Origin of the sequence: Streptococcus sp. DD12 (assembly GCF_001578885.1) — a bacterium.
Taxonomy (GTDB): Bacteria; Bacillota; Bacilli; order Lactobacillales; family Streptococcaceae; genus Streptococcus.
Map to the genome: position 1 here is coordinate 144,808 of NZ_KQ969495.1, position 25,042 is coordinate 169,849.

Consider the following 25,042-nt stretch of genomic DNA (forward strand, 5'->3'; position numbering starts at 1 on the left):
GATGAAAAATAGGCGCTTGATTGGGACTTTAGTCCTCTTTGCATTGGCCTTGTTTGGGGCCTATCTCTATCCGCTGGTTTCCCCAAGTAGTGGAGGGGCTACGACAAAGACCGTTAAGGTCGGCGTCTTGCAGTTTACGAGTCACGAAGCCCTTGACCAAATATACCAAGGCATCCTAGCCGGCCTCAAAGAAGAAGGTTACAGTGGAAAAGCTGTCAAGGTGCAGTTTATGAATGCGCAAGGGGACCAAAGCCGTATCCAGACCATGAGTCAACAATTGGTAGCGGATAAAAATGATGTGCTGATTGGGATTGCGACCCCAGCAGCGCAGGGCTTGGCTGCCGCTACAAAGAGTATTCCCATTGTGATGGGGGCTGTAACTGACCCTATCGGTGCCAAGCTCATGACCAACCTAGATAAGCCGACAGCTAATATCACAGGGGTTTCTGACCAAACACCGATTGCCGAAACATTGGACTTGATGGGACAAATTACACCAAACATCAAGACCATCGGGGTTCTGTCTGCTTCCAGCGAAGATAACTCCCCTTCTCAAGTCAAGACATTTAAAAAATTAGCGGAGAAAAAAGGCTACAAGGTTGTCGAATACTCTGTGCCATCGACCAATGAAGTGGCGACCACCATGTCTGTTATGGTCGGAAAAGTAGATGCCATCTGGCTTCCAATTGACAATACGATTGCATCAGCCTTTTCGACAGTTGTCTCTGCAGCTCAGACAGCTCATATCCCTATCTACCCTAGTGTTGACACCATGGTCCAAGAAGGCGGGCTAGCCTCTGTCTCTCTTGACCAATACCAACTCGGGGTCGAAACCGGTAAGATGGCTGCAAAGGTACTCAAGGGGCAAAAGGTGGCCAATCTGCCTGTTGAACGCTACAGCAAAGGAACACCTGTCCTTAACCAAAAGGTTGCTGACCAGTTAGGCATTACATTCCCGAGCCAAGTGCTCAAGAAAGCGACACAAGTCATTAAGGAGTAGACATGATTATTTCAGCATTTTATCAAGGGTTGCTTTGGTCTATTCTGGGACTGGGCATCTTTATGACCTTTCGCATTTTGAATTTTCCGGATATGACCGCAGAAGGGTCTTTTCCCTTGGGTGGCGCCGTTACAGTTACCCTAATCACTAAGGGCGTCAGTCCTCTTTGGGCGACCTTGGCAGGTTTCGGGGCTGGGGCCTTGGCCGGCCTGGTTACGGGGCTTTTGTATACCAAGGGGAAAATTCCCACTCTGCTGGCAGGAATTCTCGTGATGACCTCTTGTCATTCCATCATGTTGATGATTATGCAAAGGGCCAATCTCGGTTTGGCAAATGACAAGACCATTCAGGATTTCTTTCCTTTTTCAGATAAGACCAATCTCCTCTTAGTTGGCTTTATCATGGTTAGTTTGGTCATTGGGCTCATGATTTATTTCCTCAATACCCGTCTGGGTCAGGCCTATATTGCAACTGGTGATAATAGCGATATGGCCAAGAGTTTTGGTATTCATACGGAAACCATGGAAGTCATGGGCTTGGTCTTGTCTAATGGTCTGATTGGGCTTGCAGGGGCCCTGGTCTGCCAACAAGATGGCTATGCCGATGTGTCAAAAGGGATTGGAACCATTGTCATCGGGCTTGCGGCTATCATCATTGGAGAAGTGCTCTATTCGACGCGTTTAACCATGTTGGAACGTTTAGTGGCCATTGTCGTGGGGTCTATCTTGTACCAATTCTTAATCTTAGCGGTGGTAGCCTTGGGCTTCAATACCAACTACCTCAAGTTGCTCAGTGCCATTATCTTGGCCTTCTGCCTGATGGTGCCTGAGTTGAAGAAACGGTTCTTTAGTGGAGTGAGGTGGAGCAGATGAGTGCAATCATTGAAGTCAAAAATGCGACGGTCCGTGTCAGCAATGGGTTAGACGATGAGAAAACAATTCTCAAAGATGCCAATCTCTCCATTGAGGCTGGGGACTTTCTAACCATTTTAGGGGGCAACGGTGCTGGGAAATCAACGCTTTTCAACACCATTGCAGGAACATTAGCCTTGACCAGTGGTGAGGTTTATATCTTAGGTGAGCGGGTTACCCACCTCAATGCCGAAAAAAGGGCCAAATACCTGTCACGCGTCTTTCAAGACCCTAAGATGGGGACAGCTCCTCGGATGACGGTTGCGGAAAACCTGCTGATTGCCAAATACCGTGGGGAGAAACGAGGCTTGCAATCACGGCGTCTCCATAGTTTTGAAGCGGACTTTAAAGCCTTGCTGGCTCGGACAGGAAACGGCCTCGAAAAACACTTAGAGACGCCGACAGGTCTCTTGTCTGGTGGGCAACGGCAGGCCCTGAGTCTCTTGATGGCAACCATTAAGCGCCCAGAACTCTTGCTCTTAGACGAGCACACGGCAGCGCTTGACCCCAAAACGTCTCAGAGCCTGATGGCGCTAACAGATGAATTTATCCGTAAAGATGGTTTGACGGCCCTGATGATTACCCACCATATGGAAGATGCCCTGACTTATGGCAATCGCCTCTTGGTGATGAAGGACGGGGAAATCATCAAAGATTTGAATGCCAAACAAAAGGCAGAAATGACCATCGAGGACTATTACCGCCTCTTTGATTGATTGAAAAATAAGGGCTAAAGTTGTATACTAGTTTAGTATGCAACTTTTTTGTTGCCCTGCTGTAATACGACTTAGGCCTGCCTAAGGACCGTTGGTATGAAAAAAACACACAAAAGGAGATTGATTTACATGAGCGATATCAATATTATAGCTCTTGGAGGTGTCCGTGAAAGTGGCAAAAACCTCTATATTGTCGAAGTCAATGAGAGTATCTTCGTCTTGGATGCTGGCCTAAAATACCCTGAAAATGAGCAACTCGGGGTGGATGTGGTCATTCCAAATCTGGACTATCTGCTTGAAAACAAAGACCGTGTACAGGGGATTTTCCTGACGCACGGGCATGCGGATGCGATCGGTACTTTGCCTTATCTGGTGAGCCAGCTCAATAGCCCGGTTTTCGGGAGCCCCTTGACCATTGAACTCGCTAAGTTAATGGTTAAAAAGAATGATGATGCCAAGAAATTTTCAAATTTTCATGTGGTTGATGCCGAAACAGAAATTGAATTTGATGATGCCATTGTGTCCTTCTTTAAAACCACGCACTCCATTGCAGAGTCCATGGGGATTGTGGTTAAAACGGATGAGGGCAGCATTGTCTACACCGGTGACTTTAAGTTTGACCAAGCAGCCAAACCTTACTACAAGACAGATTTTGCCCGCTTGACTGAGATTGGTAATGACGGGGTGCTGGCGCTCTTGAGCGACTCAGCTAATGCCTTGTCGAACACGCAAATTGCCAGCGAAGCAGAAGTAGCCAGTGAGATTGCCGATGTGGTCGAAGGCTGGGACGGCCGTATCATCGTGGCAGCTGTAGCCAGCAACCTTGAGCGTATTCAGCAGGTCTTTAACGCAGCGGTCAAAAATAACCGCCGTGTGGTCTTGACAGGTTTTGATGCGGAAAACATTGTCCGTACAGCCATCCGCTTGAAAAAGCTAGACTTAGCCGACGAGCGTCTTTTGGTCAAGGCTAAAGATATTGAAAAATACGCTGATGACGAGCTGATTATCCTAGAAACGGGACGTATGGGAGAACCCCTCAATGGCTTGCGCAAGATGGCCATTGGTCGCCATCGTACTATTGCCATCAAAGACGGTGACTTGGTCTATATTGCCACAACGCCGACAACCTCTAAAGAAGCTGTGGTTGCCCGTGTGGAAAACCTCATCTATAAAGCAGGTGGGGTGGTGAAAGTCATTACCCAAAATCTCCACGTCTCTGGCCATGCCAACGCGCGTGATTTGCAACTGATGCTCAACCTTTTGCGTCCACGTTACCTCTTTCCTATCCAAGGGGAATACCGTCACCTTTCCGCACATGCGCGCTTAGCTTTTGAAGTGGGAATGCTCCCTGAAGCGGTTTATATTGTCAAGCGTGGGGATATTATGCACTATGATGCCAAGGAAGGCTTCTTGCATCAAGGGGCTGTTCCTGCTGGCGATGTCATGATTGACGGTAATGCCATCGGCGATGTGGGCAACATTGTCCTGCGTGACCGTAAGGTTCTCTCTGAAGATGGTATCTTTATCGTGGTGATTACCGTTAGTCGTAAGCAAAAGAAAATCATTGCTAGTGCGCGTGTCAATACCCGTGGTTTTGTCTATGTGAAAAAGAGCCGTGATATTCTTCGGGAGAGTGCTGATATTGTTAACCAAACAGTGGAAAACTATCTGGCTCAAGATGACTTTGACTGGGGTGAACTCAAAGGTGAAGTCCGTGATGCGGTCAGCAAATTCCTCTTTGATCAGACGAAACGTCGCCCAGCGATTTTGCCTGTGGTCATGGAAGTTCGCTAAAGTCAGCGCTTGTATGCAACACGCTTAATCTCTATCGGTTGTGGGGCTTGTTCTAGCACCTAGAGATTAGCAATAGGATTAGGTATAGGGAGTGAGCAGGTGCTGGTTATTTGAGGACTGGTGCTGGCCACTCTCTTTCTCATAAAAAAGGAGTTTATATGGCCTTACTTACGATTAGTTACCGTTCGGATGTCTTGGAAATGGAACGTCGGGTGCAAGTCATCTACCCCGATGCTTCCTCTGTCACACCAGAAGAGGCAACCAGTCAGGATGTTCCTGTGCTCTACCTCTTGCATGGCATGGCTGGTAATGAAGATTCTTGGCTCAAACGAACAGCGATTGAACGACTCTTACGGCGAACCAATCTCATCGTTGTCATGCCCTCGACAGATCTTGGTTGGTATACAAATACCACCTACGGTATGCGCTACTATGACAGTATCGCCAATGAGTTACCGCGAGTGCTCAAACGTTTTTTCCCCAATATGTCCACCAAGCGAGAAAAAACCTTTATTGCTGGTCTGTCCATGGGGGGCTATGGGGCCTTTAAGCTGGCCCTAACGACCAATCGCTTTAGCTATGCGGGATCCTTTTCGGGGGCTCTTCATTTGGATTTGACGCATTTGGGTGAGGATGTGACCGACCAAACCGCCTACTGGGAAGGTGTTTTCGGCTCCCTTGCGGATAAAGACGCTCTAGCTAGCCAACAAATCATTGCTCTGGCTGACCAGTCCGACAAAAAGACGGACCTCTATGCTTGGTGTGGCCAGGAAGATTTTCTTTATACGGCCAACAATTATGCCGTTTCTGAGCTTCAAAAGAAAGGCTTTAAGATTGATTACCAAACCGCTCATGGCAAGCACGAGTGGTACTACTGGGAAAAACAATTAGAGGTCTTTTTGGAACGGTTGCCCATCACTTACGTCAAAGAAGAACGCCTGTCCTGAGAGTTTGGGAATTTTTAAGCTGGCTTGCTTATAATAACCTTTCTAGGTAAGACCAGTTCTTGCTATTGGAGAAAGGAGGGAGTTGTTCCCATGATTAGATGGCTTATTCGCCTACCTTTTCGCCTTTTATACCGACTTTGGCGTTTGATTTGGGGACTTTTTCAAGCGGCTTGTGTCTTCGTCGTAGTCGCTTTGATTTGGGCCTATTTTAGCTCTGGTCATACGTCCAATCGCTCCATCGGGCAATACGCTAGCAATGTTTGGAATCAGGTGGTTACCAAAGTCAATGGCAGTACCACGACGGATGGTCTAAAATCCCTCAGTTTGAGTGGCGATACGGCTAGTCAGTCAGGCACGGTCAAATGGCCCAGTCCGACAGCATCGGTCTATATCAGTTCGACAGATGAGCGCTTGGTGAGTGCTTACCAAGAGGCGATTGCCAATTGGAATGCGACAGGTGCATTTACCTTTACTTATGCAACAAGTAGTGACCAAGCAGATATTGTGGCTGGCGATGAAGCAGACAGTTCTAGCCAAGCGGCAGGCCTTGCCGATACGACCTCCAACGCCTTGACAGGGCAGATTAGCCATGTCGATGTGACGCTCAATACCTACTATCTGCTCAATGCTGCCTATGGCTATAGTAGTGAGCGGATTGTCCATACGGCTGAGCACGAGTTGGGGCATGCTATCGGTCTATCTCATGATGATAGCGAAGACTCTGTCATGCAGTCAGCAGGTTCTTACTATGGTATTCAAGAAACGGATATTAACAAGGTCAAGGCCTTGTACGCAAGCTAGGAGGTAGCGCATGCGAACGGTATTTCATCTCATAAAAACCTACCCTCAACAAGCTTTTTTGCTGGTTTTTAACACAGGTGTCTTTGCTTGGTTACAACTGGCTGGACAAGCGATTTTAAACCAGTTTGGCTGGTCGCAAAGTCTCATGGCCAATAGCCCAGACTGGCTGCAGGGTCTGGCTGGCGGTAGCTTAGATCGCCTGCATGGTTTGATTAGTTCGGGGCCGATTGCATGGCTTGTGGCTAGCCTTATCCTCACCCTAATCATTCGCTTTGTCAAGGGACTGATTAAGTGGACCCTCTTTATCCTGATCATATTAGTTGGTCTGTATTTGATTGGTCAGTACCAAGGGGCGCTAGGTTAAAGGTTTAAGCCAGCCAAGGCTAAGGTCCAATGACATTTTAAGCATAAATAGCAAAAACACGCGGAGATAGCTTGCCAGATAGGCAGTTGTCTCAGCGTGTTTTTTTGGTGACATCAGCTCTTAAGCCTAATTATCTGTATCATAGGCTTCTTTGAGCCAGTCAAAGAGGGCCTGGATATCTGCCGTCAGAGGGCTTGACTTGAGATGGGCAGAAGAAATGGTAAACATCACTCGGTCTTTAGGAGCCAGTGGAATGGCGACCAAGTCTTTGTCATTAGGCTCCAAGGCCATATCAGCCAGCAAGCTGATGCCGACTTCCTTTTTGAGGAGTTCTTTGATGACAATGACATCATCACTCTTAAAAAAGACATCGGCTTGATTTTGGTAGCGGTCGTTCAGTTGTTCAAAAGCCTTGAGATGAACAAAATTTTCGTCCAGTAAGATAAAGGATTCGTCTAGTAAATCCTCGAAGGCTAAAAAATCTTCGCCAGCCAGGGGATGGTTTTTGGAAAGCACCACGTCAAGTTGCTTATGAAAAAGCGTATGGCTACAGAGATTAGGCGCATCAAGAGGCGCGATATGACCGATGAGACTGGCATCTAGCTCCCCTGTAAAGAGCATGTCTAATAACTCCAAGGAGCCTCCGCGGATGGGACGGATATGGGGTAAAAAGTCCAGACTATTTGATTTGGCCTGGATAGCGCGAAGCAGGTAGTGAACAATAATCGGTGGAAAACCAACTGTGACATAATGGGCCAAAGAGCGGTCGATGGCCTTTCGGGTAGCTCGCAACTCAGGTAAAATGCGTTCCAAGTGGCGATAGAGGATATCCCCTTGGGGCGTGAGTTTAAAGGTGCGATGGGAGGGGTCGTGTTGGACCAACTGGCAATTCAGACTTTCTTCTAAGCGCTTGATCGCATAGGAAACGCTGGGTTGGCTGATACCAAACTTTTTGGCGACAGCCGTGTAGGAAGAGAGGTCTTTTAGGGCTTCAAAATAATAGAGATCTTTGAGGTTCACAAGAGACCCTTTCTAATGGATAAGTATTTTTTATCCGTGCCTCAGGAGTTGACTATAGGTCGGATAGTGACTTAAAATAAGCCTGAGCCAGGATGAAAAACTAGAGGGTGTCTACAATTTCCTCAAAGATACGCAGTAGGGTTGCTTGTTTTTCAGCGGGGAGTTGTTTGACTTTCATGGTTAGACGCCTGAGAGTAGGGTTTTCACGGTGAGAGGCTTGAGCCTCTAGGCTACTAAAGTTGAAAAACTCTTCAGGGGTTAAGTCCAAAGCTGTAATGACCTTTTCCAATGTCGTTAGGGTAAGATTGACATTTTGGTTTTCCAGCTGGTTGATGTATTTTAGTCCTAAACTCGCTTTTTCAGAGAGCTCTTCCTGGCTCATTTTTTGTTGTTTACGCAAGTGTTTGACTTTGTTGGCAATATATTTTGAAAGGTAATTATCCGTATTCATATGCAAAGGATACCCATTTTGCCAGCTAAAAGTAACATTTTAAATAAAACTTTGTTTATTATAGCATACTTTTAGGGAAAGAATTTGCTTGGTCTGATGAACTTTTCACAATTGGACGGCCAAGGCGCTTAAAAAGTTCCTGCAACGTTCGGTACAGCATACAATGTTTCCTTAAAATATGCTATAATAAGATATCATAAAAAGGAGGTAGCGTCATGAGTGGACGTGCTATTTTAAACAACCCTTTACTCAATAAAGGGACGGCTTTTACAGAAGAAGAGCGTAAAGAGCTAGGTTTGGTGGGACTCTTGCCCCCATATGTGCAAACGCTGGAAGAGCAAGCCGCACAAACCTATGCCCATATGCAAGCCAAGGCCAATGATTTGGAAAAACGGCTCTTTTTGATGGAGATTTTCAACACCAATCGGACCCTTTTCTACTATCTTTTCTCCCAACATTTGGAAGAGTTCAATCCTATCGTCTATGACCCAACCATCGCAGACACCATCGAGGGCTACAGTGACCTCTTTGTGGATCCACAGTATGCGGCTTACCTCGATATTAACCACCCTGAAAATATTGAAGCGACCTTGAAAAATGCGGCTGGGGACCGTGACATTCGTCTCATCGTTGTGACGGACGCAGAAGGTATCCTTGGTATCGGTGACTGGGGCACCAATGGGGTGGATATCTCTGTCGGTAAACTCATGGTCTATACCGGTGCGGCCGGCATTGACCCTGCGACTGTCTTGCCTTTGGTCATTGATGCAGGGACCAATCGTGAAGAACTCCGCAACAATCCAAACTACCTCGGAAACCGTCACGAACGGGTGCGTGGCGACCGTTACTATGAGTTTGTGGACCAGTTCGTGCAAACGGCTGAAAAACTTTTCCCTAAACTCTACCTGCACTGGGAAGACTTTGGTCGCTTGAATGCGGCCAATATCCTGGAAAAATACCGCAAGGAAATCCCAACCTTTAATGATGATATCCAAGGAACAGGGATCGTGACGCTAGGTGGTGTCTTTGCGGCTATGGATATTTCCAAGCAAAAGTTGACCGACCAAGTCTACCTCTGCTATGGTGGTGGTACCGCTGGGGCAGGGATTGCAGCGCGTGTCCTGCGTGAAATGGTGGTTGATGGCTTATCTGAGGAAGAAGCCTACAAACGCTTCTTTATGGTGGACAAACAAGGTCTCCTCTTTGACGACATGGAGGACTTGACACCAGAACAAAAACCATTTGCCAAGAAACGCTCAGACTTTGAAGGCAAGGGCGATATGACCAAGTTGTTGGATGTGGTCAAGGCGACTCAGGCGACCATCCTAGTCGGAACTTCTACGCAAGCGGGTAGCTTCACCAAGGAAGTCGTGGAAGCCATGTGTGCCAATACCGAGCGTCCTGTGATTTTCCCACTGTCCAACCCAACCAAACTTGCAGAAGCCAGCGCTAAAGACTTGATTGAATGGTCTGACGGGAAAGCCTTCGTGGCTACTGGTATCCCAGCAGATACCGTGTCTTACAAGGGCGTTGACTATGTCATTGGTCAAGCCAACAATGCTTTGATTTATCCAGGGCTTGGCCTGGGCATGTTGGCCTCTGAGGCTAGCCTCTTGACCGATGAAATGATCGGGGCTGCCGCGCACTCCTTGTCAGGTATTACTGACATTACGCAAGCAGGGGCGCCTGTTTTACCACCATTTAAATATGTGGGCGATGTCTCTATCAAGGTCGCAGAAGCTGTTGCTAAAAAAGCCCAAGAACAAGGCTTGGCCCGTGCCCAAGAACAAGACATGGCCAAGGCTGTTCGTGATTTCAAATGGTATCCTGAATACAAATAAGGGGCACTAAGCGTTCGTGTCAGTTGGTGGCACGACGCTTTTTATTAAGGAGCAGTTTTATTAGGGTGTGACATGAACATGTATCAAGCTCCGATGCCATAAATATTTCGTGAGATGCCACCGTCTGGTAGGCCCCAAAAAAAGGAGTTAAATCTCAGACCCTCCGCCAGATATGGTGGTATAATACCTTTGAAGCAGGAAGTTAACCTCGCTTAAAAAATTAGAAGGAACCTAGCAGTTATGAAAGTACTTTTAACATCTATTGAGTCCATTGTCCCCATCATAGCCATCATTGTTTTAGGCTATTTCTTACAGGTACGTGGTTGGTTCAAAGATAGCTTTGGCAATGACTTGTCAAAACTCATCATGAATGTGGCCATGCCTGTTGCCATCTTCACCTCAGTTTTAAAATACTTGACCTTAGACAAGTTGATTAGCCTGTCCGGTGGGTTGATTTATACCTTTGTCGCCTTTGGCTTAGGTTATGTTATGGCCTTTCTCGCGGTTAAACTCTTTAGAGTGCGTCCGGGCCGTCGGGGTACCATGATTAATACCTTTGTCAATGCCAATACCATTTTCATTGGTCTGCCCCTAAATATCGCTCTTTTTGGTAACCAAGCCCTACCTTATTTCTTGATTTACTATATCACCAATACGGTATCCACTTGGACCTTGGGGGTTTATCTGATGACCTCTGACAGTAAGGATGGTGAAAGCAAAAAAGCGCAAGAATTTAACTGGAAGAAATTGTTGCCAGCTCCTCTTTTAGGCTTCTTGGTGGCTTTGGTCTTCTTGATTTTGCGTTTGCCAGTCCCAAGCTTTGCGACAAGTACCTTGGATTATGTTGGTAGCTTGACCACACCTTTGTCACTTGTTTATATCGGGATTGTCCTAGCTAAGGCAGGTCTGAAAACCATTCGCTTTGATAAAGATACCATTATCACCTTGGTGGGTCGCTTTATCCTGGCCCCTATCATCATGGTGTTGGTGCTTAAATTCTTCTCCCCAAATATGGCGACACCTGAGTTTCGGACCTTTATGATTCAGTCTGCAACACCAGCTTTGGCGGTCTTGCCAATCTTGGCCAACCAAGGCGATGGCGATGTGGAATTTTCAACCAATGTCGTTACCCTCAGTACCTTACTCTTTGTCATTGTTATCCCAATTTTACAAACCTTGCTGGGCTAAGTCACTAAATCAATCTCAATAAATAAGGAGGCCTCAGATGGTTCGTTACCGTGCAGATATTAAACCCTTAAATGCTGAAAAAATCGGTCATGCCGCTCATGGCTCTGTCACTTTTGACATCAGGGGAGACCAGCTCCATATCGAACTTGAAATGTTTGATACACCAGCCAATGTCCAACATTGGGAACATTTCCATGGCTTTCCAGATGGGCGAGATGCCAATCTGCCTAGTCTAGCCCAAGACAGCAACCAGGATGGCTGGATTGATTTGCCAGAAACCGAAGCTGTTTCTGGAACCACGATGGTGCCATTGGACAACGCCCCTCATGACATGTGTATCCCACATGATAATTACCCTGTGGCTGATGCAAATGGCTATTATGCCTATCAAAAGGATGTCCCCTATGAAGCCCTAAAGGATAAGTTTTATGAGGTCTTTGGCACTAGAGACCTTGAGTTGGAAAAACGGGTGGTCTACATTCATGGTGTCTCCAAGGACTTGGAAATTCCGGCTAGCGTTGGTGGCAAGCTTTCGGATGCCTATGACCAACACGTGACCTTGCCGATAGCAGCAGGAAAAATTGTTCGCCTGACTGACTAAGTCAATACGGCTTGGTATTAGAAAAAGCACCCTCTACAGAGTCTGTAGAGGGTGCTTTGTTTTGCGTCATCATGCCTTCCTGCCTCTTTTAGCCAATGTAAAAATGGCTGGCGATATTTTCTGGGACTTGAACAGTCTGCCCTTGGACCTGCAAGTGGTAGAGGCCGGTGTAACTGTCATAGTTTTCGAGGGTAAATGCGGTGCCGATGGAGAGATGGATGGTTTTTAAATATTCCAGCAATTCTCTATGGTCATGGACGCGTCGAAGGACATAGTCACCAGGTGGCGAGTCCGGTGTTAGGGTTTGTCTGTAGATTTCATGGATGGCTTGCCCCTTTCTTGGGATTTGTCCGCCATGCGGGCAAGTCTCAGGGTAATCCAGCAGACGGTCCAAGGCATTGATAAAGTGGTCAGAGACGGTATGTTCTAGAACTTCGGCTTCTTGGTGAATTTGTTCATAGGCATAGTGCAAGTGCTCGATTAAAAAAACTTCAATCAGGCGATGTTTACGGTAGAGGGCCGCCACACCAGCCTGTCCTGCCTCTGTGAGAAGGTAACCTTTGCTCTTGTCCTTGGTAATCAAGCCTTCAGAGATGAGCTTTTTCATCATTTCTGTCACAGCAGGTGGTGAGACCTGCATGCGGCTGGCAATGTGTTTATTGCTGATTTTGGCCTCTTGGCTGCCGATTTCGTAAATGGCCTTGAGGTAGTCTTCTTTATTTGGTGTCATCTGTCTTCCTTTGAGATAGTCTTACCCTAGTATAACAGAATTGTCTGGTAAATTGAAAAAGGAGCTTTTTAAAGGCTTTTATTGGCTTAAGCCTTTATAGATGGTCTCTAGGTTGTACTGCATCATGCTGTAATAACTATCACCTGCTTGCCCTTTTTTAGCGATGGAGTCTGTCAGGATTTTGGCATAGATAGGGATATGGCTGTCCTTAGAAACAGTTTTCATAGGGCGCTCGTCCACACTGGATTCGACAAAGAGGGCTGGAACCTGACTTTGACGGAGTTTTTCGACCAGCTGTTTGATTTGGTTTGGCGTGCCTTCTTCTTCGGTATTGATCTCCCAGATATAAGCCGAAGGGACACCGTAGGCTTTAGAAAAGTATTTAAAGCAGCCTTCGCTGGTGACAATCAGTTTTTTGGCTTCTGGAATGCTGTTAAATTTTTCCTTAGCTTCTTGATTGAGTTGAGCCAATTTGGCCACGTAGGCATCCAGGTTCTTTTGGTAGAAGGCCTTGTTTTTGGGGTCTTTGTCGATGAGGTGTTTGGCAATGTTTTTAGCGTAAATGATACCATTTTCCACATTTAACCAGGCATGCGGGTCTTCTTTGCCTTTTTCAGCCTGCCCCTCAAGGTAGATGACGTCAACACCGTCACTGACAGCAAAGTAGTCTTTGTCCTTGGTTTTGTGGGCATTTTTAATGAGTTTGGTAAACCAAGCATGCCCGCCAGTTTCAAGATTGATCCCATTGTAGAGGATGAGGTCAGCTTGGGACGTTTTTTTGACGTCCTCAGGGAGTGGCTCGTATTCATGTGGGTCTTTGCCGACAGGGACGATGCTATGGAGGTCAATCTTATCACCAGCGATGGTCTTGGTCATGTCAGCAATGATGGAATTGGTCGCTACAACGCTTAGTTTATGGCTAGCAGTTTTGCTTTGCTTGGAACAGGCCACAAGGGTCAAGCAGGCTAAAAATAAACAAGTCAGTGCAAAAAGTTTTTTCTTCATAAGAATGCCTTTCTAATGGTGAGCTGAAAAGATTTTTTTGATGTTCCCTTGTTTAGGGGCGATAACAAAACTAATGGCAAAAAAGACAGCAGCTGTTAAGACGATGCTTGAACCAGCAGCGATATTAAAGCTATATCCGATAAAGAGGCCTAAAACCGAAGCCAGAGCGCCTAAAAAAGAAGAGAGGAAAATCATGGCTTTAAGGCTGTTGGTATAGAGGTAAGCTGTAGCGGCTGGCGTGATAAATAAGGCAACGATGAGAATAGTTCCCACGCTTTGCATGGCAGTCACGGACACCAAGGTAAGAAGTCCCATGAGGAGGTAGTGGTAGCCAGCGACCTTGAACCCCATGGATTTGGCTAAAATAGGGTCAAATGAAGTTAAAAGGAGCGGACGGAAAAAGAGAGTGATGCAAGCTAGTACGCCTAAAGACACCAGAATGGTTACCCACATTTCTCGGTCTTGAACCGCTAAGATATTCCCAAAGAGGATATGAAAGAGGTCAGTAGAACTATTGGCCACCCCAATCAAAACGACACCTAAGGCTAGGAAGCTTGAAAAGGTAATGCCAATGGCGGTGTCACTTTTGATAGGAGAGTGGTTCTTGATAGCTGTGATAAGACCAGCTGCAAAGAGTCCAAAAAGGATAGCACCGATAAAGAAATTGATACCTAGGATATAGGATAAGGCGACGCCGGGTAAGACGGCATGGGAGATGGCGTCTCCCATAAGAGACAGCCCTCTTAATATGATAAAACAGCCAACAGCCCCACCGATGATACCAATCACAATAGCTGTAATGAGCGCATTTTGTAAAAAGTGAAAACGGACCAGGCCATCTAAAAATTCAGCAATCATAGACTATCTCCTTTGAAAAAGAGGTGTTCTCCATAGGTTTTTCGCAAGTTTTCTTCTGTAAAGGTCGTCTGCGTTGGGCCATAGGCGATAAGTTTGCGATTGAGCAGCAGAATCTGGTCGAAATAACGACTAACCGTCGTCAAATCATGGTGCACAATGAGGATGAGTTTTCCTTGCTCTTTCAAGTTTTTTAACAGGTGTATGATAATGCCTTCACTCACCGAGTCGATGCCGACAAAAGGCTCATCTAAGAGAATGACTTGGGCCTCTTGCATCAGACAGCGTGCCAGAAGTACCCGTTGAAATTGTCCGCCGGACAATTGGCTAATCTGACGCTGGGCAAGGTCTTCTAATCCGACCTGCTTGAGGGCTTGATGGACGCTTTCCCATATAGTTGCGGACAAGGGCTTAAAAAGGGGCACTTTAGCATAAGAGCCCAAGGCAACACACTCGCGAACAGTCAGAGGGAAAGTCATATCCAAGTTAGCCTTTTGAGCCACATAAGCGATTTTACCGAGCTGGCTTTTGATAGGTTTTTGGTCGACTAGGACCTGCCCTTGATGTGGGATTAGCCCGATGAGCGCCTGGATGAGGGTTGATTTTCCTGCTCCGTTAGGACCGATAATCCCTGTAATACTAGGCCCTGTGAGCCTGAGAGTCAGTTCTTCTAAAGCCAGCGTCTCCTGATAAGAGACACTTAGATGTTCAATACGAATCATGGTAACCTCCTTGCTATTAATATACTTTAAGAAAAAAATTAAGTCAAGTTAATTTTTAAAGTTAACCTAACCTAATTTCATATTTAAAAAAGCAAACTGTTTTCTACACGCAAAAAGGCAAAAGCGAAAGCTTTTGCCTTTAACTTTTAGCAAGAAGAAAAAGTGCTGTTAGCAGACCGCTAGCGATATGGCTTGCCTTGATGGTTGGATTAGTCAGTAGCCTTGGCCTCTTCTGTGATGATGCGACAGAAACGCTCAACCTCACTATCCTGAGTTGACCAGCAGGTGACAAAACGGATAATGGTATGGCTGTCATCATAACTTTCCCAAAAACTAAAGTCAATGTCTTTAGCCAACTGGGCCATTTGGTCCTTTGTGACAACACAGAAAATTTGGTTGGTTGGGTTTTCGTCAACCAGTTGGTAACCTGCTTGCTTGAGGGCTTGTCGCATGCGGTTGGCCTGAGCGATAGCGCGCTCTCCAATGCTTAAATAAAGGTCGTTTGAAAAGAGAGTGTCAAATTGAATCCCTAAGAGACGGCCCTTGGCCAAGAGGGCACCGTGTTGCTTGATGATCGAAGTGAAATGGGGGATGCGCTTAGGGTCTGGTAAGACAATGGCTTCGCCAAACATAGCCCCACACTTGGTCCCACCAATATAAAAGGCGTCGCAGAGTTGGGCCAAGTCAGCCAGAGTGACATCATTTTCAGGCGCAGCCAAGGCGTAGGCCAAGCGGGCACCGTCCACATAGAGGATGACGTCATTTTTACGACAGATGGCTGAAATAGCCTCTAGCTCAGCCTTGCTGTAAAGGGTCCCAAGTTCGGTTGGTTGGGAGATATAAACCATCCCAGGCATGACCATATGCTCGTGATTGGCATCATTCCAGTAGTCGGCAATGACAGCTTGAACTTGTTGGGCAGACAGCTTGCCATCGGGGCTGTCTAGTGCCATGACCTTATGCCCGCCAAACTCGATAGCACCGGCTTCGTGGACACTGATGTGGCCAGACTTCGCTGCCACCACGCCTTGGTAGGGTCTTAAGAGGGCATCGATGACCACCTGATTGGTCTGGGTCCCACCGATGAGAAAACGGACATCAGCTTGGGGAGCTTGACAGGCTTGACGAATTTTTTCAACAGCAGAAGCTGTTATCGGATCGCTACCATAACCTGTGGTTTCTAGGGTGTTTGTCGCTACCATGCGGTCTAAAATAGCTGGGTGGCAAGCTTGTAAGTAGTCATTGCTAAAGTTTGGTTTGCTGGTTGTCATGGAGAACCTCTTTCCTTGTTTTTGAGATAGTTTTAGTATAGACTATAATCTATCATTACACAAACGCTATTTTGTCATCTTATCCATGAGGAAACATCATGAAAGGGAATTACTATGGATCTTGTAAAATGTGAAGCGGTTATTTGGGCCGCGCAGACGGGTTCTTTCACGCGGGCGGCCGAAAAATTGGGCTATACCCAGTCAGGTATCACGCGCATGGTCTCTAGTCTAGAAGATGAGCTGGGCTTTGCTATTTTTAGCCGTCAAAAAAAAGGGGTGCAATTGACCGCTAACGGCCAGATGATTTTACCCAGTCTGAGAGAGGTGGTGGTTAGCACGCAAAAGGCGCAAGAAATTGGGGCTGATATCCTAGGCCTAGCCCGCGGCAACCTGACGATTGGCTGTTATTTTAGTGTCTCTGCAGCCTGGATGCCAGAGATATTACAGACCTTTAGCCGCCAGTACCCTGAGATTTCTGTCACCATGCTGGAGGGGGGCAATAGAGAAATGGCTGACTGGTTGCGGGACGGGCAGGTTGACTTTTGTTTATGTGCCAAGCCTGCCCCTCAAACCCCCTGTGAATGGGAGAGGCTCTACGAAGATCCTCTGGTCGTTTGGCTGCCCAAGGACCACCCCCAAGCGCAAGCTGCTAGCTATGCCATTAAAGATTTAGAAAAGGAAGCTTTTTTACACACCCTACCTCATCAGGACACGGACCAAGACCGACTGATTGCACAAGAAAATCTGCAGTTGCAGACGCGTTTGACCACCAAGGATGGTTTTACCACCTATCAGATGGTGGCCGCAGGTCTGGGCGTGAGTTTTAACCAAAGTCTGATTGCCAAGGACTGGACGGGGGCTGTTGTGCAACGTCCCTTGACTCCGCAAAGAACGGTGTCTTTGGGGCTTGCCATCCCCTTGGGACGGGAGCTCTCTCCAGCCAGTCGACGCTTTATAAGGACCGTCAGAGACTATCTAGCAGGCTTAAAGGCAGCAGATAGCCCAAAGGTCTGACCTGCCTTTTGACGTATCCCTAGAGGGCCTTTTGCCCCGCTTTTTGGTAAAATAAACATATGAATCAACTGATTAAACACAAACTGGAGCTCTTGCCAGATAGCCCTGGTTGTTACATCCATAAGGATAAAACTGGAAAAATCATCTATGTTGGCAAGGCTAAAAATTTAAAAAATCGCGTACGTTCTTATTTTCGTGGGAGCCATGATACCAAGACAGAAATGTTGGTTTCTGAAATTGCTGATTTTGAATACATTGTGACAGGGTCAAACACAGAAGCCTTGCTCTTGGAGATTAACCTCATCCAGGAAAATATGCCCAAGTACAACATTCGGCTCAAGGATGATAAGTCTTACCCTTTCATTAAAATTACCAATGAACGTTACCCGCGGATAGTGATAACTCGGCAGGTCAAAAAAGATGGTGGCCATTACTTTGGTCCCTACCCAGATGCTGGGGCTGCCAATGATGTCAAAAGATTGCTGGATCGTATTTTTCCTTTTAAAAAATGCAAGGAGCCGGCTAATAAGGTCTGTTTTTATTATCACCTAGGCCAGTGCACAGCCCACACCATCTGTCATACGGATAAAGCTTACTATGACCAGATGATTGACCAAGTCAAGCAGTTTTTGACAGGTAAGGATGACCAGATTGTCGACCAAATCAAGGATAAAATGCAAGCAGCGGCAGAGGCCCTTGAGTTTGAACGGGCTGCGGAATACCGCAACCTTCTTGAAGCCATTGCAACCCTGCGGACCAAACAGCGGGTCATGAATCAAGACATGATTGACCGAGATGTCTTTGGTTACTACACGGAAAAAGGGTGGCTCTGTGTACAGGTTTTCTTTGTTCGCCAAGGAAAACTTATCCAACGTGATGTCAATATGTTTCCATATTATAATGAGCCAGAAGAAGATTTTTTGACCTATATTGGACAATTTTACCAGTCTCCAGCCCATCTCATGCCCAAGGAAATCTTCATTCCTCAAAGTATTGACCAAGAAGCTGTGGAGGCTCTGGTATCAGCAAAAGTGGTAAGCCCCAAGCGTGGTGAAAAAAAACAACTGGTCAATTTAGCGACAAAAAATGCTCGAGTCAGCCTTCAGCAAAAATTTGAACTGTTGGAAAAAGATTTGGTCAAAACCCAAGGGGCTATCGAAAATATCGGGAAACGCTTGGCTATCCCAACCCCTGTCCGAATCGAAGCCTTTGATAACTCCAATATCATGGGAACCAGCCCTGTAGCCGCCATGGTGGTCTTTGTCAATGGCAAGCCTAGTAAAAAGGACTACCGCAAGTTTAAGATTAAAACCGTACAAGGACCTGACGATTATGCCAGTATGCGTGAGGTTTTGACCCGGCGTTACAGTCGGGTCATCAAGGATGGTCTGGAAAGACCTGACCTCATCATCATTGATGGTGGGCAAGGTCAGGTCAATATTGCTAAGTCTGTCCTCTATGACGACTTGCACTTGGACATTCCGATTGCTGGTTTGCAAAAAAATGACAAGCACCAGACCCACGAACTGCTCTTTGGGGACCCCTTGGTGCCTATTGATTTGGGGCGCCAATCGGAAGAGTTCTTTCTCTTGCAACGGATTCAAGACGAAGTGCACCGCTTTGCCATTACCTTTCACCGTCAATTGCGGTCTAAAAATTCCTTTTCATCGCAGTTGGATGGTATTGCAGGTCTGGGCCCCAAACGCAAACAAACCTTGATGAAAACCTTTAAAAATCTGCAAAACATCAAGCAAGCAGAACTCGCAGACCTGACAGCAGCAGGCCTTCCAGAAAAGGTTGCTGAAAATGTTCGGCAACATTTCTTAGAAAAAGGAGAAGAGACATGACCACCAGTTTATTTGGCACCTTAGCCAATTTCATAGCCCTTTTTGCCTTTGTTGCCCTGAGCAATCAGCTCTTATTGACCCTATTTGATTGGTCCAAATGGGTTCATGCCAAAGAATGGGCGAATCCAACCCGTCTAAGGCTCTTTATTCTCCTGCTTAGCCTTGCTTTAGGAACCCTGCTTTTTAACTTCTTTCAGGTCGTCATCAGTATTTGCCAAAGCCTCTTTGTCAGTTTGAAATGAGGGACAGGCGACTTTTTTATGGTATAATGCCAATAGGAACCATAAAGAAAGGGATTTTACATGGATAAAATCATTATCAAAGGTGGTCACACACGTCTTCAGGGCGAAGTGACCATCGAAGGGGCAAAGAATGCTGTCTTGCCACTGTTGGCCGCAGCGATTTTGCCAGAGGAAGGGCAGACTGTCTTGACCAATGTGCCCATCTTGTCAGATGTCTATACCATGAACAATGTTGTCCGTGGTTTGGGAATCGATGTCGCCTTTGATGAGGCGCAAAATACGGTTCGCATTGATGCTAGGGGTGATATTTTAGATCTAGCACCTTACGAATACGTCAGCCAGATGCGGGCCTCTATCGTGGTTTTAGGACCTATTTTGGCGCGAAAAGGGCATGCGCGTGTTTCCATGCCAGGGGGCTGTACGATTGGGAGTCGGCCCATTGACCTTCACCTCAAAGGCTTAGAGGCGATGGGCGCTAGCATCCAGCAGGAAGGTGGCGATATTACTGCGACTGGTCAACTGCGAGGGGCCCATATCTACATGGACTTTCCAAGTGTTGGTGCCACGCAAAATTTGATGATGGCAGCCACGCTAGCTCAAGGGACCACAACCATTGAAAATGCTGCCCGTGAGCCAGAAATTGTTGATTTGGCTGTTTTGCTCAATGAAATGGGTGCCAAGGTGCGTGGCGCTGGGACAGAAACCCTGACCATTACAGGTGTTGACCGCCTGCATGGCGCTGAACACGCAGTGGTTCAGGACCGTATCGAAGCGGGGACCTTTATGGTGGCCGCAGCCATGACTAACGGTAACGTCTTGGTGAAGGATGCCATCTGGGAACACAACCGCCCGCTCATTGCTAAGCTTATGGAAATGGGGGTTTCGGTAACAGAGGAAGAGGCAGGTATTCGGGTGCAGGCCGATACCCAGCAGTTAAAACCGGTTGTCATCAAAACGCTACCTCATCCTGGTTTTCCGACGGATATGCAGGCACAGTTCACAGCCCTCATGGCAGTTGTGGCAGGTGAGTCTACCATGATTGAAACTGTTTTTGAGAACCGTTTTCAACATTTAGAAGAAATGCGCCGTATGGGCTTGCGCTCCGAAATCATGCGAGACACCGCTTTGATTTACGGAGGGAGTCCGCTTCAGGGAGCAACGGTTATGTCAACCGACCTTCGCGCGTCAGCAGCCTTAATTTTGGCTGGAATGGTGGCTGAAGGGACGACGACAGTTGGTAACCTCAAGCATTTGGACCGTGGGTATTACCAATTTCCGCAAAAGTTAGCTGCCTTGGGCGCTAGCATCGAGCGTGTGAGTGAGTGAGGCGAGAATGACTGATTATGGATGGACTTATGTCTTAAAGCAAGTGCGCCTGCTCTTACTGATTGCCCTTGTATGTCTGGCCCTTTTGGCACTTGGCTTAATGATTGGCTATAGTTTTATCGGTGGTGGGGGCAATCCATTGGAAGTGCTAAACCCATCAACCTGGCAGGACATCATTGCAAAATTTTCTGGAAAATAAGTAAGGTCTGGGATGAGTTCCCAGACTTTTTTTGACTATAAGATTTCTATTTTTTTGGAGCAGTTGCGCAAAATGTTAAGGAAAATGGTGAAATCCTTAGTAGCTAACGGATTTTTGAGATTTTCTCTTCGTATTTATGATAAAATAAATGAGACTAAACAAAAAGGATACGTAGGTAAATGAAATTAAGTGGGATAAAACAAGGTCTGACTGGTCGCATTCGTGTGCCTGGAGACAAGTCCATCAGCCATCGGGCGATCATGTTTGGGAGTTTAGCGAAGGGAAAGACAGTCATCCATGACATTTTGCGTGGAGAGGATGTCTTGTCTACCATGCAGGCTTTTCGTGATATGGGCGTTGCCATTGATGATCAAGGGGACTTGGTCACGATTCAAGGTGTGGGCTTTTCAGGTCTTCAAGCACCGCAAGGGCCTTTGGATATGGGGAATTCTGGAACCTCTATCCGTCTTTTGTCTGGTGTTTTAGCTGGGCAAGACTTTACCGTGGAGATGTTCGGTGATGATTCCTTGTCCAAGCGCCCTATGGACCGGGTGACCCTTCCCCTACGGCAAATGGGGGTTACCGTTTCTGGACAAGGTGACCGCGACCTTCCGCCATTGACCTTGACTGGGTCAAAAAGTTTGCGTCCTATTCACTACCAGTTACCGGTGGCTTCTGCTCAGGTCAAATCGGCCTTGATTTTTGCTGCCCTTCAAGCTGATGGCGAGTCAGTCATCATCGAAAAGGAACAAACCCGTAACCATACCGAAGATATGATTGTCCAATTTGGGGGCCACTTATCCGTGGATGGTAAGGAAATTCGGATTTCTGGTGGTCAAACCTTTGAAGGACAAGAGGTCACTGTGCCTGGAGATATTTCCAGTGCGGCCTTTTGGTTGGTTGCTGGTCTCATCACAGCGGGGTCGCATATTGTCTTGGAAAATGTCGGTATCAATGAAACGCGCACAGGCATTCTAGATGTAATCCAAGCCATGAAGGGACAAGTGAGCTTGTCAGAAGTGGACCCAGTAGCCAAGTCTGCCAGCTTGACAGTGGAAAGCTCTGCTTTAGTCGGCACGGAAATCGGGGGTGAGCTCATTCCTCGCTTGATTGACGAATTGCCGATTATCGCTTTGCTAGCCACACAAGCCCAAGGGACAACGGTCATTCGAGACGCTGAAGAACTTAAGGTAAAAGAAACTGACCGTATCCAAGTCGTAGCGGATGCTCTTAATAGCATGGGAGCAGACATCACGCCAACCCAAGACGGTATGATTATCCAAGGGCCAACGCCTTTGCACGGGGCTGTTGTCAATACCTTTGGAGACCACCGCATTGGCATGATGGCCGCTATTGCCAGCCTTATCATCCAGGAAGGTCAAGTGACCATCGAACGGGCAGAAGCGATTAAAACCAGCTACCCAAGCTTCTTTGACGACCTGGAGCGTTTGAGTCATGGCTAAAGTATTGATTGGTTTTATGGGAGCTGGTAAAACGACGGTTGCTAGGCTACTGGATCCTGATTTTATCGATATGGACGCCGTCATCACAGACCGCATTGGCATGTCGATTGCGGATTATTTTGCCAAAGAAGGTGAAGCAGCCTTTCGATGCGTGGAGTCGCAAGTCTTAGCAGAATTGTTGACGACTGATGCGGTCATTTCTACCGGTGGTGGCGTGGTGATTAGTCCAGCCAACCGTGACCTTTTACGGCAAAAGGCCCATACGATTTTCCTCAAGGCTGACCTTGCTACCTTAGTGAAACGTATCCAAAAGGACCAGGTCAATAAGCGTCCCCTGTTTGAAAACAATGATGCTGCAGAATTTGCGCAATTGTTTGAACAAAGACAGGCCTTTTATGAAGAAGCAGCCAACCAGGTGATTGATGTCAGTGACAAAAGTCCTCAAGAGATTGTAGAGTTGATAAAATGAAAGTGGCTTACTTAGGCCCAGTTGGGTCATTTACACATAATGTGGCCGTCTCGGCCTTTCCTCAAGCTGAACTTGTCCCCATGGCAACCATTACGGAAGTGATGAAGGCTTATGAAGTGGGGCAGGTGGTCTATGCCATTGTGCCTGTGGAAAATTCCATTGAAGGCAGTGTCCATGAATCGCTGGATTACCTCTTTCACCAGGGAGAGTTGCCTGTGGTGGCAGAAGTGGTGCAACCAATCAAACAGCAACTTTTGGCTGTGCGTCAAAGGGAAAGCTTTGAGACCATCTATTCACATCCTCAGGCGATTGCGCAGGCAAAGAAATATGTCAAAGCTCATTACCCTGAGGCGAAATTGGTGCCAACGGCTAGCACGGCCTATGCGGCTCGCTATGTCGCTGAACATCCGGAAGCTGCCATTGCCGCCATTGCTCCTGAGGAGGCCGCTCGGGCCTATGATTTGACCATAGTGGCCCGTGATATCCAAGAAATCGATGAAAATTTCACCCGCTTTTGGGTTTTGGGAGCAAAGACACCTCTCTTGCCACTCAAGGCTGGAGAGCGCAAGATGAGCCTGGCCTTTACCTTGCCAGATAATTTACCGGGGGCGCTCTACAAGGCGCTGTCCGTTTTTGCTTGGCGTGGAATTGACTTGACCAAGATTGAGAGCCGTCCCCTAAAGACCAATCTTGGGGAGTATTTCTTCATTGTGGACTGTCTTGTAGATGGCTCTGATTTACCCCGTTACGCCCTTGAAGAACTGCAGGCTATTGGCATTTATTACCAATTACTTGGGACCTATACGGTCTATGCTTTGTAGAAAAGGAGGTATCTATGGCAAGGCATTCTTATCTCAGCCGTCATGAAGAGTTGCGCTACAACTATCTTCTCAAGAATATATCCTTTTTAAGTGCGCGTGAGCGAGAAGAATTTGATTATTTGGACCAAAAAAAGAAGGGCTATTTTGAGGCCAATCCAGGCCCTTCGCAAGCAAGCTATCAGACCAGGGATTACTGGGCAGATGAAGCACCAAGTCAAAGCTACGAGCCAGAGGATTGGGCACAGGATAGGGAGCGCTTGCCTGATGAGGATCAAGATGTCTACTATGACCGCTTGCAGACCTACCAAAAGCCCTCGGCGAATCGCCCGCGCAACAGACAAAGACAAGCACCTGTTTATGCTGACGAGGGGAACCCTGCACCTCAGCGCCCGCCCAAAGTTCGTCGCCGGCGTAAAATTCGCTGGAAACGCATTTTGGCTTGCATTGGTGCCTTAGTCCTCCTCATAGTGGGGCTGATGGGCTACAATGTCTATAAGGGATACAAATCAGTAACCGCCAGCAATTCCAATTATAGCCCGGCCGTCAAAGAGGTCTTTCATGGCGAAGATAGCGAAGATGGGACCAACATCCTTATCCTTGGCTCTGACCAGCGGGTGACGCAAGGCTCCACAGATGCTCGGACCGACACGATTATGGTGGTCAATGTCGGCAATAAAGAGGGTAAAATTAAGATGGTCAGCTTTATGCGGGATACTTTGGTGAATATCGAAGATGTGTCAGACACGACCACCGAACCCGATGTCAAGCTTAATACAGCCTTTAGTATCGGAGAGCAAAATAACAACCAAGGGGCCGAACTTATGCGTCAAACCCTTAAACGAAATTTCGGCATCAAAATCAAATACTACGCCCTAGTCGACTTTCAGACCTTTGCCGAAGCTATTGATACCCTCTTTCCCAAAGGGGTCGATATTGATGCCCAATTTGCGACCGTAGATGGCCAAGCGGTCAGCTCTGTAGAAGTACCTGATGACCTCAATGCGGCAAATGGGGTGACACCTAACCAAACCATCTCAGTTGGCAAGCAAAAGATGGATGGTCGGACCCTGCTCAACTATGCCCGTTTTCGTAAGGATGATGAAGGGGATTATGGCCGAACTAAGCGCCAGCAGCAGGTCATGCAGGCTATTATGACGCAGATTAAAAATCCCACCAAGCTCTTTACAGGGTCAGAAGCCATTGGTAAGGTCTTTGGCCTAACATCGACAAATCTCCCCTATACCTTTTTGCTGACGCATGGCGTTTCACTGGTTAAGGATGCCAGCAATGGGATTGAGCAAACTACTATTCCAGCCAATGGTGACTGGGTAGATGTTTATGACAAATACGGTGGGGCAGCGCTCTATATTGACCGAGATAGCTACAAGACCAAGCTTAAAGAAATGGGATTAGAATAACAAACAAAAGAGGTTGGCGACCAATC

26 protein-coding genes are annotated in these 25,042 nt (G+C 47.0%); 19 read left to right on the forward strand and 7 right to left on the reverse strand.

Features of this window, described 5'->3' with window-relative positions; translation table 11 throughout:
* Position 1: 1 nt before the first annotated feature.
* The 7 genes from trpX to STRDD12_RS00685 all read left to right on the forward strand — a co-directional run bounded on the left by trpX (position 2) and on the right by STRDD12_RS00685 (position 6,533).
* Positions 2-1,000 (forward strand): tryptophan ABC transporter substrate-binding protein, encoded by a 999-nt coding sequence (trpX, locus tag STRDD12_RS00655; protein WP_066913945.1) that lies wholly within the window; start codon positions 2-4, stop codon positions 998-1,000.
* Positions 1,001-1,002: 2 nt separating this feature from the next.
* Positions 1,003-1,872 (forward strand): ABC transporter permease, encoded by an 870-nt coding sequence (locus tag STRDD12_RS00660; RefSeq protein WP_066913948.1) that lies wholly within the window; start codon positions 1,003-1,005, stop codon positions 1,870-1,872.
* Positions 1,869-2,627 (forward strand): ABC transporter ATP-binding protein, encoded by a 759-nt coding sequence (locus STRDD12_RS00665; RefSeq protein WP_066913950.1) that lies wholly within the window; start codon positions 1,869-1,871, stop codon positions 2,625-2,627. The genes STRDD12_RS00660 and STRDD12_RS00665 overlap by 4 nt, the downstream gene beginning before the upstream one ends.
* A 129-nt stretch (positions 2,628-2,756) precedes the next feature.
* Positions 2,757-4,421 (forward strand): ribonuclease J, encoded by a 1,665-nt coding sequence (locus STRDD12_RS00670; RefSeq protein ID WP_066913952.1) that lies wholly within the window; start codon positions 2,757-2,759, stop codon positions 4,419-4,421.
* A gap of 158 nt (positions 4,422-4,579) precedes the next feature.
* The gene (locus STRDD12_RS00675) at positions 4,580-5,368 is read left to right on the forward strand and encodes an alpha/beta hydrolase (protein WP_066913953.1); all 789 of its coding nucleotides are present in this window, start codon (positions 4,580-4,582) and stop codon (positions 5,366-5,368) included.
* A gap of 90 nt (positions 5,369-5,458) precedes the next feature.
* On the forward strand, positions 5,459-6,169 hold the full coding sequence (locus tag STRDD12_RS00680) for a M57 family metalloprotease (protein ID WP_066913956.1): 711 nt from the start codon (positions 5,459-5,461) through the stop codon (positions 6,167-6,169).
* A 10-nt stretch (positions 6,170-6,179) separates the two neighbouring features.
* The gene (locus STRDD12_RS00685) at positions 6,180-6,533 is read left to right on the forward strand and encodes a hypothetical protein (RefSeq protein WP_066913958.1); all 354 of its coding nucleotides are present in this window, start codon (positions 6,180-6,182) and stop codon (positions 6,531-6,533) included.
* Positions 6,534-6,659: 126 nt separating this feature from the next.
* Here the strand turns inward: STRDD12_RS00685 and STRDD12_RS00690 are convergent, their stop codons facing one another.
* Positions 6,660-7,553 (reverse strand): LysR family transcriptional regulator, encoded by an 894-nt coding sequence (locus STRDD12_RS00690; RefSeq protein ID WP_066913960.1) that lies wholly within the window; start codon positions 7,551-7,553, stop codon positions 6,660-6,662.
* A 100-nt stretch (positions 7,554-7,653) separates the two neighbouring features.
* Positions 7,654-8,004, reverse strand: a complete 351-nt coding sequence (locus STRDD12_RS00695; protein WP_066913962.1) for a helix-turn-helix domain-containing protein — start codon at positions 8,002-8,004, stop codon at positions 7,654-7,656.
* A 215-nt stretch (positions 8,005-8,219) separates the two neighbouring features.
* Here STRDD12_RS00695 and STRDD12_RS00700 point away from each other — a divergent pair, with 215 nt between their 5' ends.
* From STRDD12_RS00700 to STRDD12_RS00710, 3 genes are all read left to right on the forward strand, one after another.
* A complete protein-coding gene (locus STRDD12_RS00700; protein ID WP_066913964.1) occupies positions 8,220-9,845 on the forward strand; it encodes a malolactic enzyme in 1,626 nt (541 codons plus the stop codon).
* 240 nt (positions 9,846-10,085) lie between these two features.
* Positions 10,086-11,033: an AEC family transporter gene (locus tag STRDD12_RS00705; RefSeq protein ID WP_066913966.1), complete on the forward strand. Its 948-nt coding sequence runs from the start codon at positions 10,086-10,088 to the stop codon at positions 11,031-11,033.
* Positions 11,034-11,070: 37 nt separating this feature from the next.
* Positions 11,071-11,634 carry a hypothetical protein gene (locus tag STRDD12_RS00710; RefSeq protein WP_066913968.1) on the forward strand — a complete coding sequence of 188 codons (564 nt, stop codon included), beginning with the start codon at positions 11,071-11,073 and terminating at the stop codon, positions 11,632-11,634.
* Positions 11,635-11,722: 88 nt separating this feature from the next.
* Here STRDD12_RS00710 and STRDD12_RS00715 read toward each other — a convergent pair whose 3' ends face one another.
* The 5 genes from STRDD12_RS00715 to STRDD12_RS00735 form a co-directional block, all read right to left on the reverse strand.
* On the reverse strand, positions 11,723-12,364 hold the full coding sequence (locus STRDD12_RS00715) for a metal-dependent transcriptional regulator (protein WP_066913969.1): 642 nt from the start codon (positions 12,362-12,364) through the stop codon (positions 11,723-11,725).
* 78 nt (positions 12,365-12,442) lie between these two features.
* Entirely contained in the window at positions 12,443-13,369 is a 927-nt protein-coding gene (locus STRDD12_RS00720; RefSeq protein WP_066913971.1) for a metal ABC transporter substrate-binding protein, read from the reverse strand.
* 12 nt (positions 13,370-13,381) lie between these two features.
* On the reverse strand, positions 13,382-14,227 hold the full coding sequence (locus tag STRDD12_RS00725; protein ID WP_066913973.1) for a metal ABC transporter permease: 846 nt from the start codon (positions 14,225-14,227) through the stop codon (positions 13,382-13,384).
* Positions 14,224-14,946, reverse strand: a complete 723-nt coding sequence (locus STRDD12_RS00730; protein WP_066913976.1) for a metal ABC transporter ATP-binding protein — start codon at positions 14,944-14,946, stop codon at positions 14,224-14,226. The genes STRDD12_RS00725 and STRDD12_RS00730 overlap by 4 nt, the downstream gene beginning before the upstream one ends.
* A gap of 209 nt (positions 14,947-15,155) precedes the next feature.
* A complete protein-coding gene (locus STRDD12_RS00735; protein WP_066913979.1) occupies positions 15,156-16,217 on the reverse strand; it encodes a threonine aldolase family protein in 1,062 nt (353 codons plus the stop codon).
* Between the two features lie 114 nt (positions 16,218-16,331).
* Between STRDD12_RS00735 and STRDD12_RS00740 the strand changes: the two genes are divergently transcribed.
* The 9 genes from STRDD12_RS00740 to STRDD12_RS00780 all read left to right on the forward strand — a co-directional run bounded on the left by STRDD12_RS00740 (position 16,332) and on the right by STRDD12_RS00780 (position 25,016).
* A complete protein-coding gene (locus tag STRDD12_RS00740; protein ID WP_066913981.1) occupies positions 16,332-17,231 on the forward strand; it encodes a LysR family transcriptional regulator in 900 nt (299 codons plus the stop codon).
* A gap of 59 nt (positions 17,232-17,290) precedes the next feature.
* A complete protein-coding gene (gene uvrC / locus STRDD12_RS00745; RefSeq protein ID WP_066913983.1) occupies positions 17,291-19,078 on the forward strand; it encodes an excinuclease ABC subunit UvrC in 1,788 nt (595 codons plus the stop codon).
* Positions 19,075-19,320 (forward strand): DUF1146 family protein, encoded by a 246-nt coding sequence (locus STRDD12_RS00750; protein WP_066913985.1) that lies wholly within the window; start codon positions 19,075-19,077, stop codon positions 19,318-19,320. The genes uvrC and STRDD12_RS00750 overlap by 4 nt, the downstream gene beginning before the upstream one ends.
* Positions 19,321-19,380: 60 nt before the next feature.
* Entirely contained in the window at positions 19,381-20,646 is a 1,266-nt protein-coding gene (gene murA, locus STRDD12_RS00755) for a UDP-N-acetylglucosamine 1-carboxyvinyltransferase (protein ID WP_066913987.1), read from the forward strand.
* A 7-nt stretch (positions 20,647-20,653) separates the two neighbouring features.
* Positions 20,654-20,845 (forward strand): DNA-directed RNA polymerase subunit beta, encoded by a 192-nt coding sequence (locus STRDD12_RS00760; RefSeq protein ID WP_066913989.1) that lies wholly within the window; start codon positions 20,654-20,656, stop codon positions 20,843-20,845.
* Between the two features lie 179 nt (positions 20,846-21,024).
* Entirely contained in the window at positions 21,025-22,308 is a 1,284-nt protein-coding gene (gene aroA / locus STRDD12_RS00765; RefSeq protein ID WP_066913991.1) for a 3-phosphoshikimate 1-carboxyvinyltransferase, read from the forward strand.
* Positions 22,301-22,777 carry a shikimate kinase gene (locus STRDD12_RS00770; protein WP_066913993.1) on the forward strand — a complete coding sequence of 159 codons (477 nt, stop codon included), beginning with the start codon at positions 22,301-22,303 and terminating at the stop codon, positions 22,775-22,777. Before aroA ends, STRDD12_RS00770 begins: the two co-directional genes overlap by 8 nt.
* Positions 22,774-23,598, forward strand: a complete 825-nt coding sequence (gene pheA / locus STRDD12_RS00775) for a prephenate dehydratase (RefSeq protein ID WP_066913996.1) — start codon at positions 22,774-22,776, stop codon at positions 23,596-23,598. Before STRDD12_RS00770 ends, pheA begins: the two co-directional genes overlap by 4 nt.
* Before the next feature lie 14 nt (positions 23,599-23,612).
* Complete coding sequence (locus tag STRDD12_RS00780) at positions 23,613-25,016, forward strand: LCP family protein (protein ID WP_066913998.1); 1,404 nt, start codon at positions 23,613-23,615, stop codon at positions 25,014-25,016.
* The last annotated feature ends 26 nt before the right edge of the window (positions 25,017-25,042 follow it).

Excerpts from the sequence above, each read along its gene's own strand:
- STRDD12_RS00725 (WP_066913973.1), bottom strand. The coding sequence starts at position 14,227 with ATGATTGCTGAATTTTTAGATGGCCTGGTCCGTTTTCACTTTTTACAA.
- STRDD12_RS00720 (WP_066913971.1), bottom strand. The coding sequence starts at position 13,369 with ATGAAGAAAAAACTTTTTGCACTGACTTGTTTATTTTTAGCCTGCTTG.
- STRDD12_RS00715 (WP_066913969.1), bottom strand. The coding sequence starts at position 12,364 with ATGACACCAAATAAAGAAGACTACCTCAAGGCCATTTACGAAATCGGC.
- STRDD12_RS00660 (WP_066913948.1), top strand. The coding sequence starts at position 1,003 with ATGATTATTTCAGCATTTTATCAAGGGTTGCTTTGGTCTATTCTGGGA.
- STRDD12_RS00680 (WP_066913956.1), top strand. The coding sequence starts at position 5,459 with ATGATTAGATGGCTTATTCGCCTACCTTTTCGCCTTTTATACCGACTT.
- STRDD12_RS00705 (WP_066913966.1), top strand. The coding sequence starts at position 10,086 with ATGAAAGTACTTTTAACATCTATTGAGTCCATTGTCCCCATCATAGCC.
- STRDD12_RS00665 (WP_066913950.1), top strand. The coding sequence starts at position 1,869 with ATGAGTGCAATCATTGAAGTCAAAAATGCGACGGTCCGTGTCAGCAAT.
- STRDD12_RS00670 (WP_066913952.1), top strand. The coding sequence starts at position 2,757 with ATGAGCGATATCAATATTATAGCTCTTGGAGGTGTCCGTGAAAGTGGC.
- STRDD12_RS00695 (WP_066913962.1), bottom strand. The coding sequence starts at position 8,004 with ATGAATACGGATAATTACCTTTCAAAATATATTGCCAACAAAGTCAAA.
- STRDD12_RS00740 (WP_066913981.1), top strand. The coding sequence starts at position 16,332 with ATGGATCTTGTAAAATGTGAAGCGGTTATTTGGGCCGCGCAGACGGGT.
- pheA (WP_066913996.1), top strand. The coding sequence starts at position 22,774 with ATGAAAGTGGCTTACTTAGGCCCAGTTGGGTCATTTACACATAATGTG.
- STRDD12_RS00735 (WP_066913979.1), bottom strand. The coding sequence starts at position 16,217 with ATGACAACCAGCAAACCAAACTTTAGCAATGACTACTTACAAGCTTGC.
- trpX (WP_066913945.1), top strand. The coding sequence starts at position 2 with ATGAAAAATAGGCGCTTGATTGGGACTTTAGTCCTCTTTGCATTGGCC.
- uvrC (WP_066913983.1), top strand. The coding sequence starts at position 17,291 with ATGAATCAACTGATTAAACACAAACTGGAGCTCTTGCCAGATAGCCCT.
- STRDD12_RS00685 (WP_066913958.1), top strand. The coding sequence starts at position 6,180 with ATGCGAACGGTATTTCATCTCATAAAAACCTACCCTCAACAAGCTTTT.
- STRDD12_RS00700 (WP_066913964.1), top strand. The coding sequence starts at position 8,220 with ATGAGTGGACGTGCTATTTTAAACAACCCTTTACTCAATAAAGGGACG.
- STRDD12_RS00770 (WP_066913993.1), top strand. The coding sequence starts at position 22,301 with ATGGCTAAAGTATTGATTGGTTTTATGGGAGCTGGTAAAACGACGGTT.
- STRDD12_RS00750 (WP_066913985.1), top strand. The coding sequence starts at position 19,075 with ATGACCACCAGTTTATTTGGCACCTTAGCCAATTTCATAGCCCTTTTT.
- STRDD12_RS00675 (WP_066913953.1), top strand. The coding sequence starts at position 4,580 with ATGGCCTTACTTACGATTAGTTACCGTTCGGATGTCTTGGAAATGGAA.
- STRDD12_RS00710 (WP_066913968.1), top strand. The coding sequence starts at position 11,071 with ATGGTTCGTTACCGTGCAGATATTAAACCCTTAAATGCTGAAAAAATC.
- aroA (WP_066913991.1), top strand. The coding sequence starts at position 21,025 with ATGAAATTAAGTGGGATAAAACAAGGTCTGACTGGTCGCATTCGTGTG.
- STRDD12_RS00760 (WP_066913989.1), top strand. The coding sequence starts at position 20,654 with ATGACTGATTATGGATGGACTTATGTCTTAAAGCAAGTGCGCCTGCTC.
- STRDD12_RS00730 (WP_066913976.1), bottom strand. The coding sequence starts at position 14,946 with ATGATTCGTATTGAACATCTAAGTGTCTCTTATCAGGAGACGCTGGCT.
- murA (WP_066913987.1), top strand. The coding sequence starts at position 19,381 with ATGGATAAAATCATTATCAAAGGTGGTCACACACGTCTTCAGGGCGAA.
- STRDD12_RS00780 (WP_066913998.1), top strand. The coding sequence starts at position 23,613 with ATGGCAAGGCATTCTTATCTCAGCCGTCATGAAGAGTTGCGCTACAAC.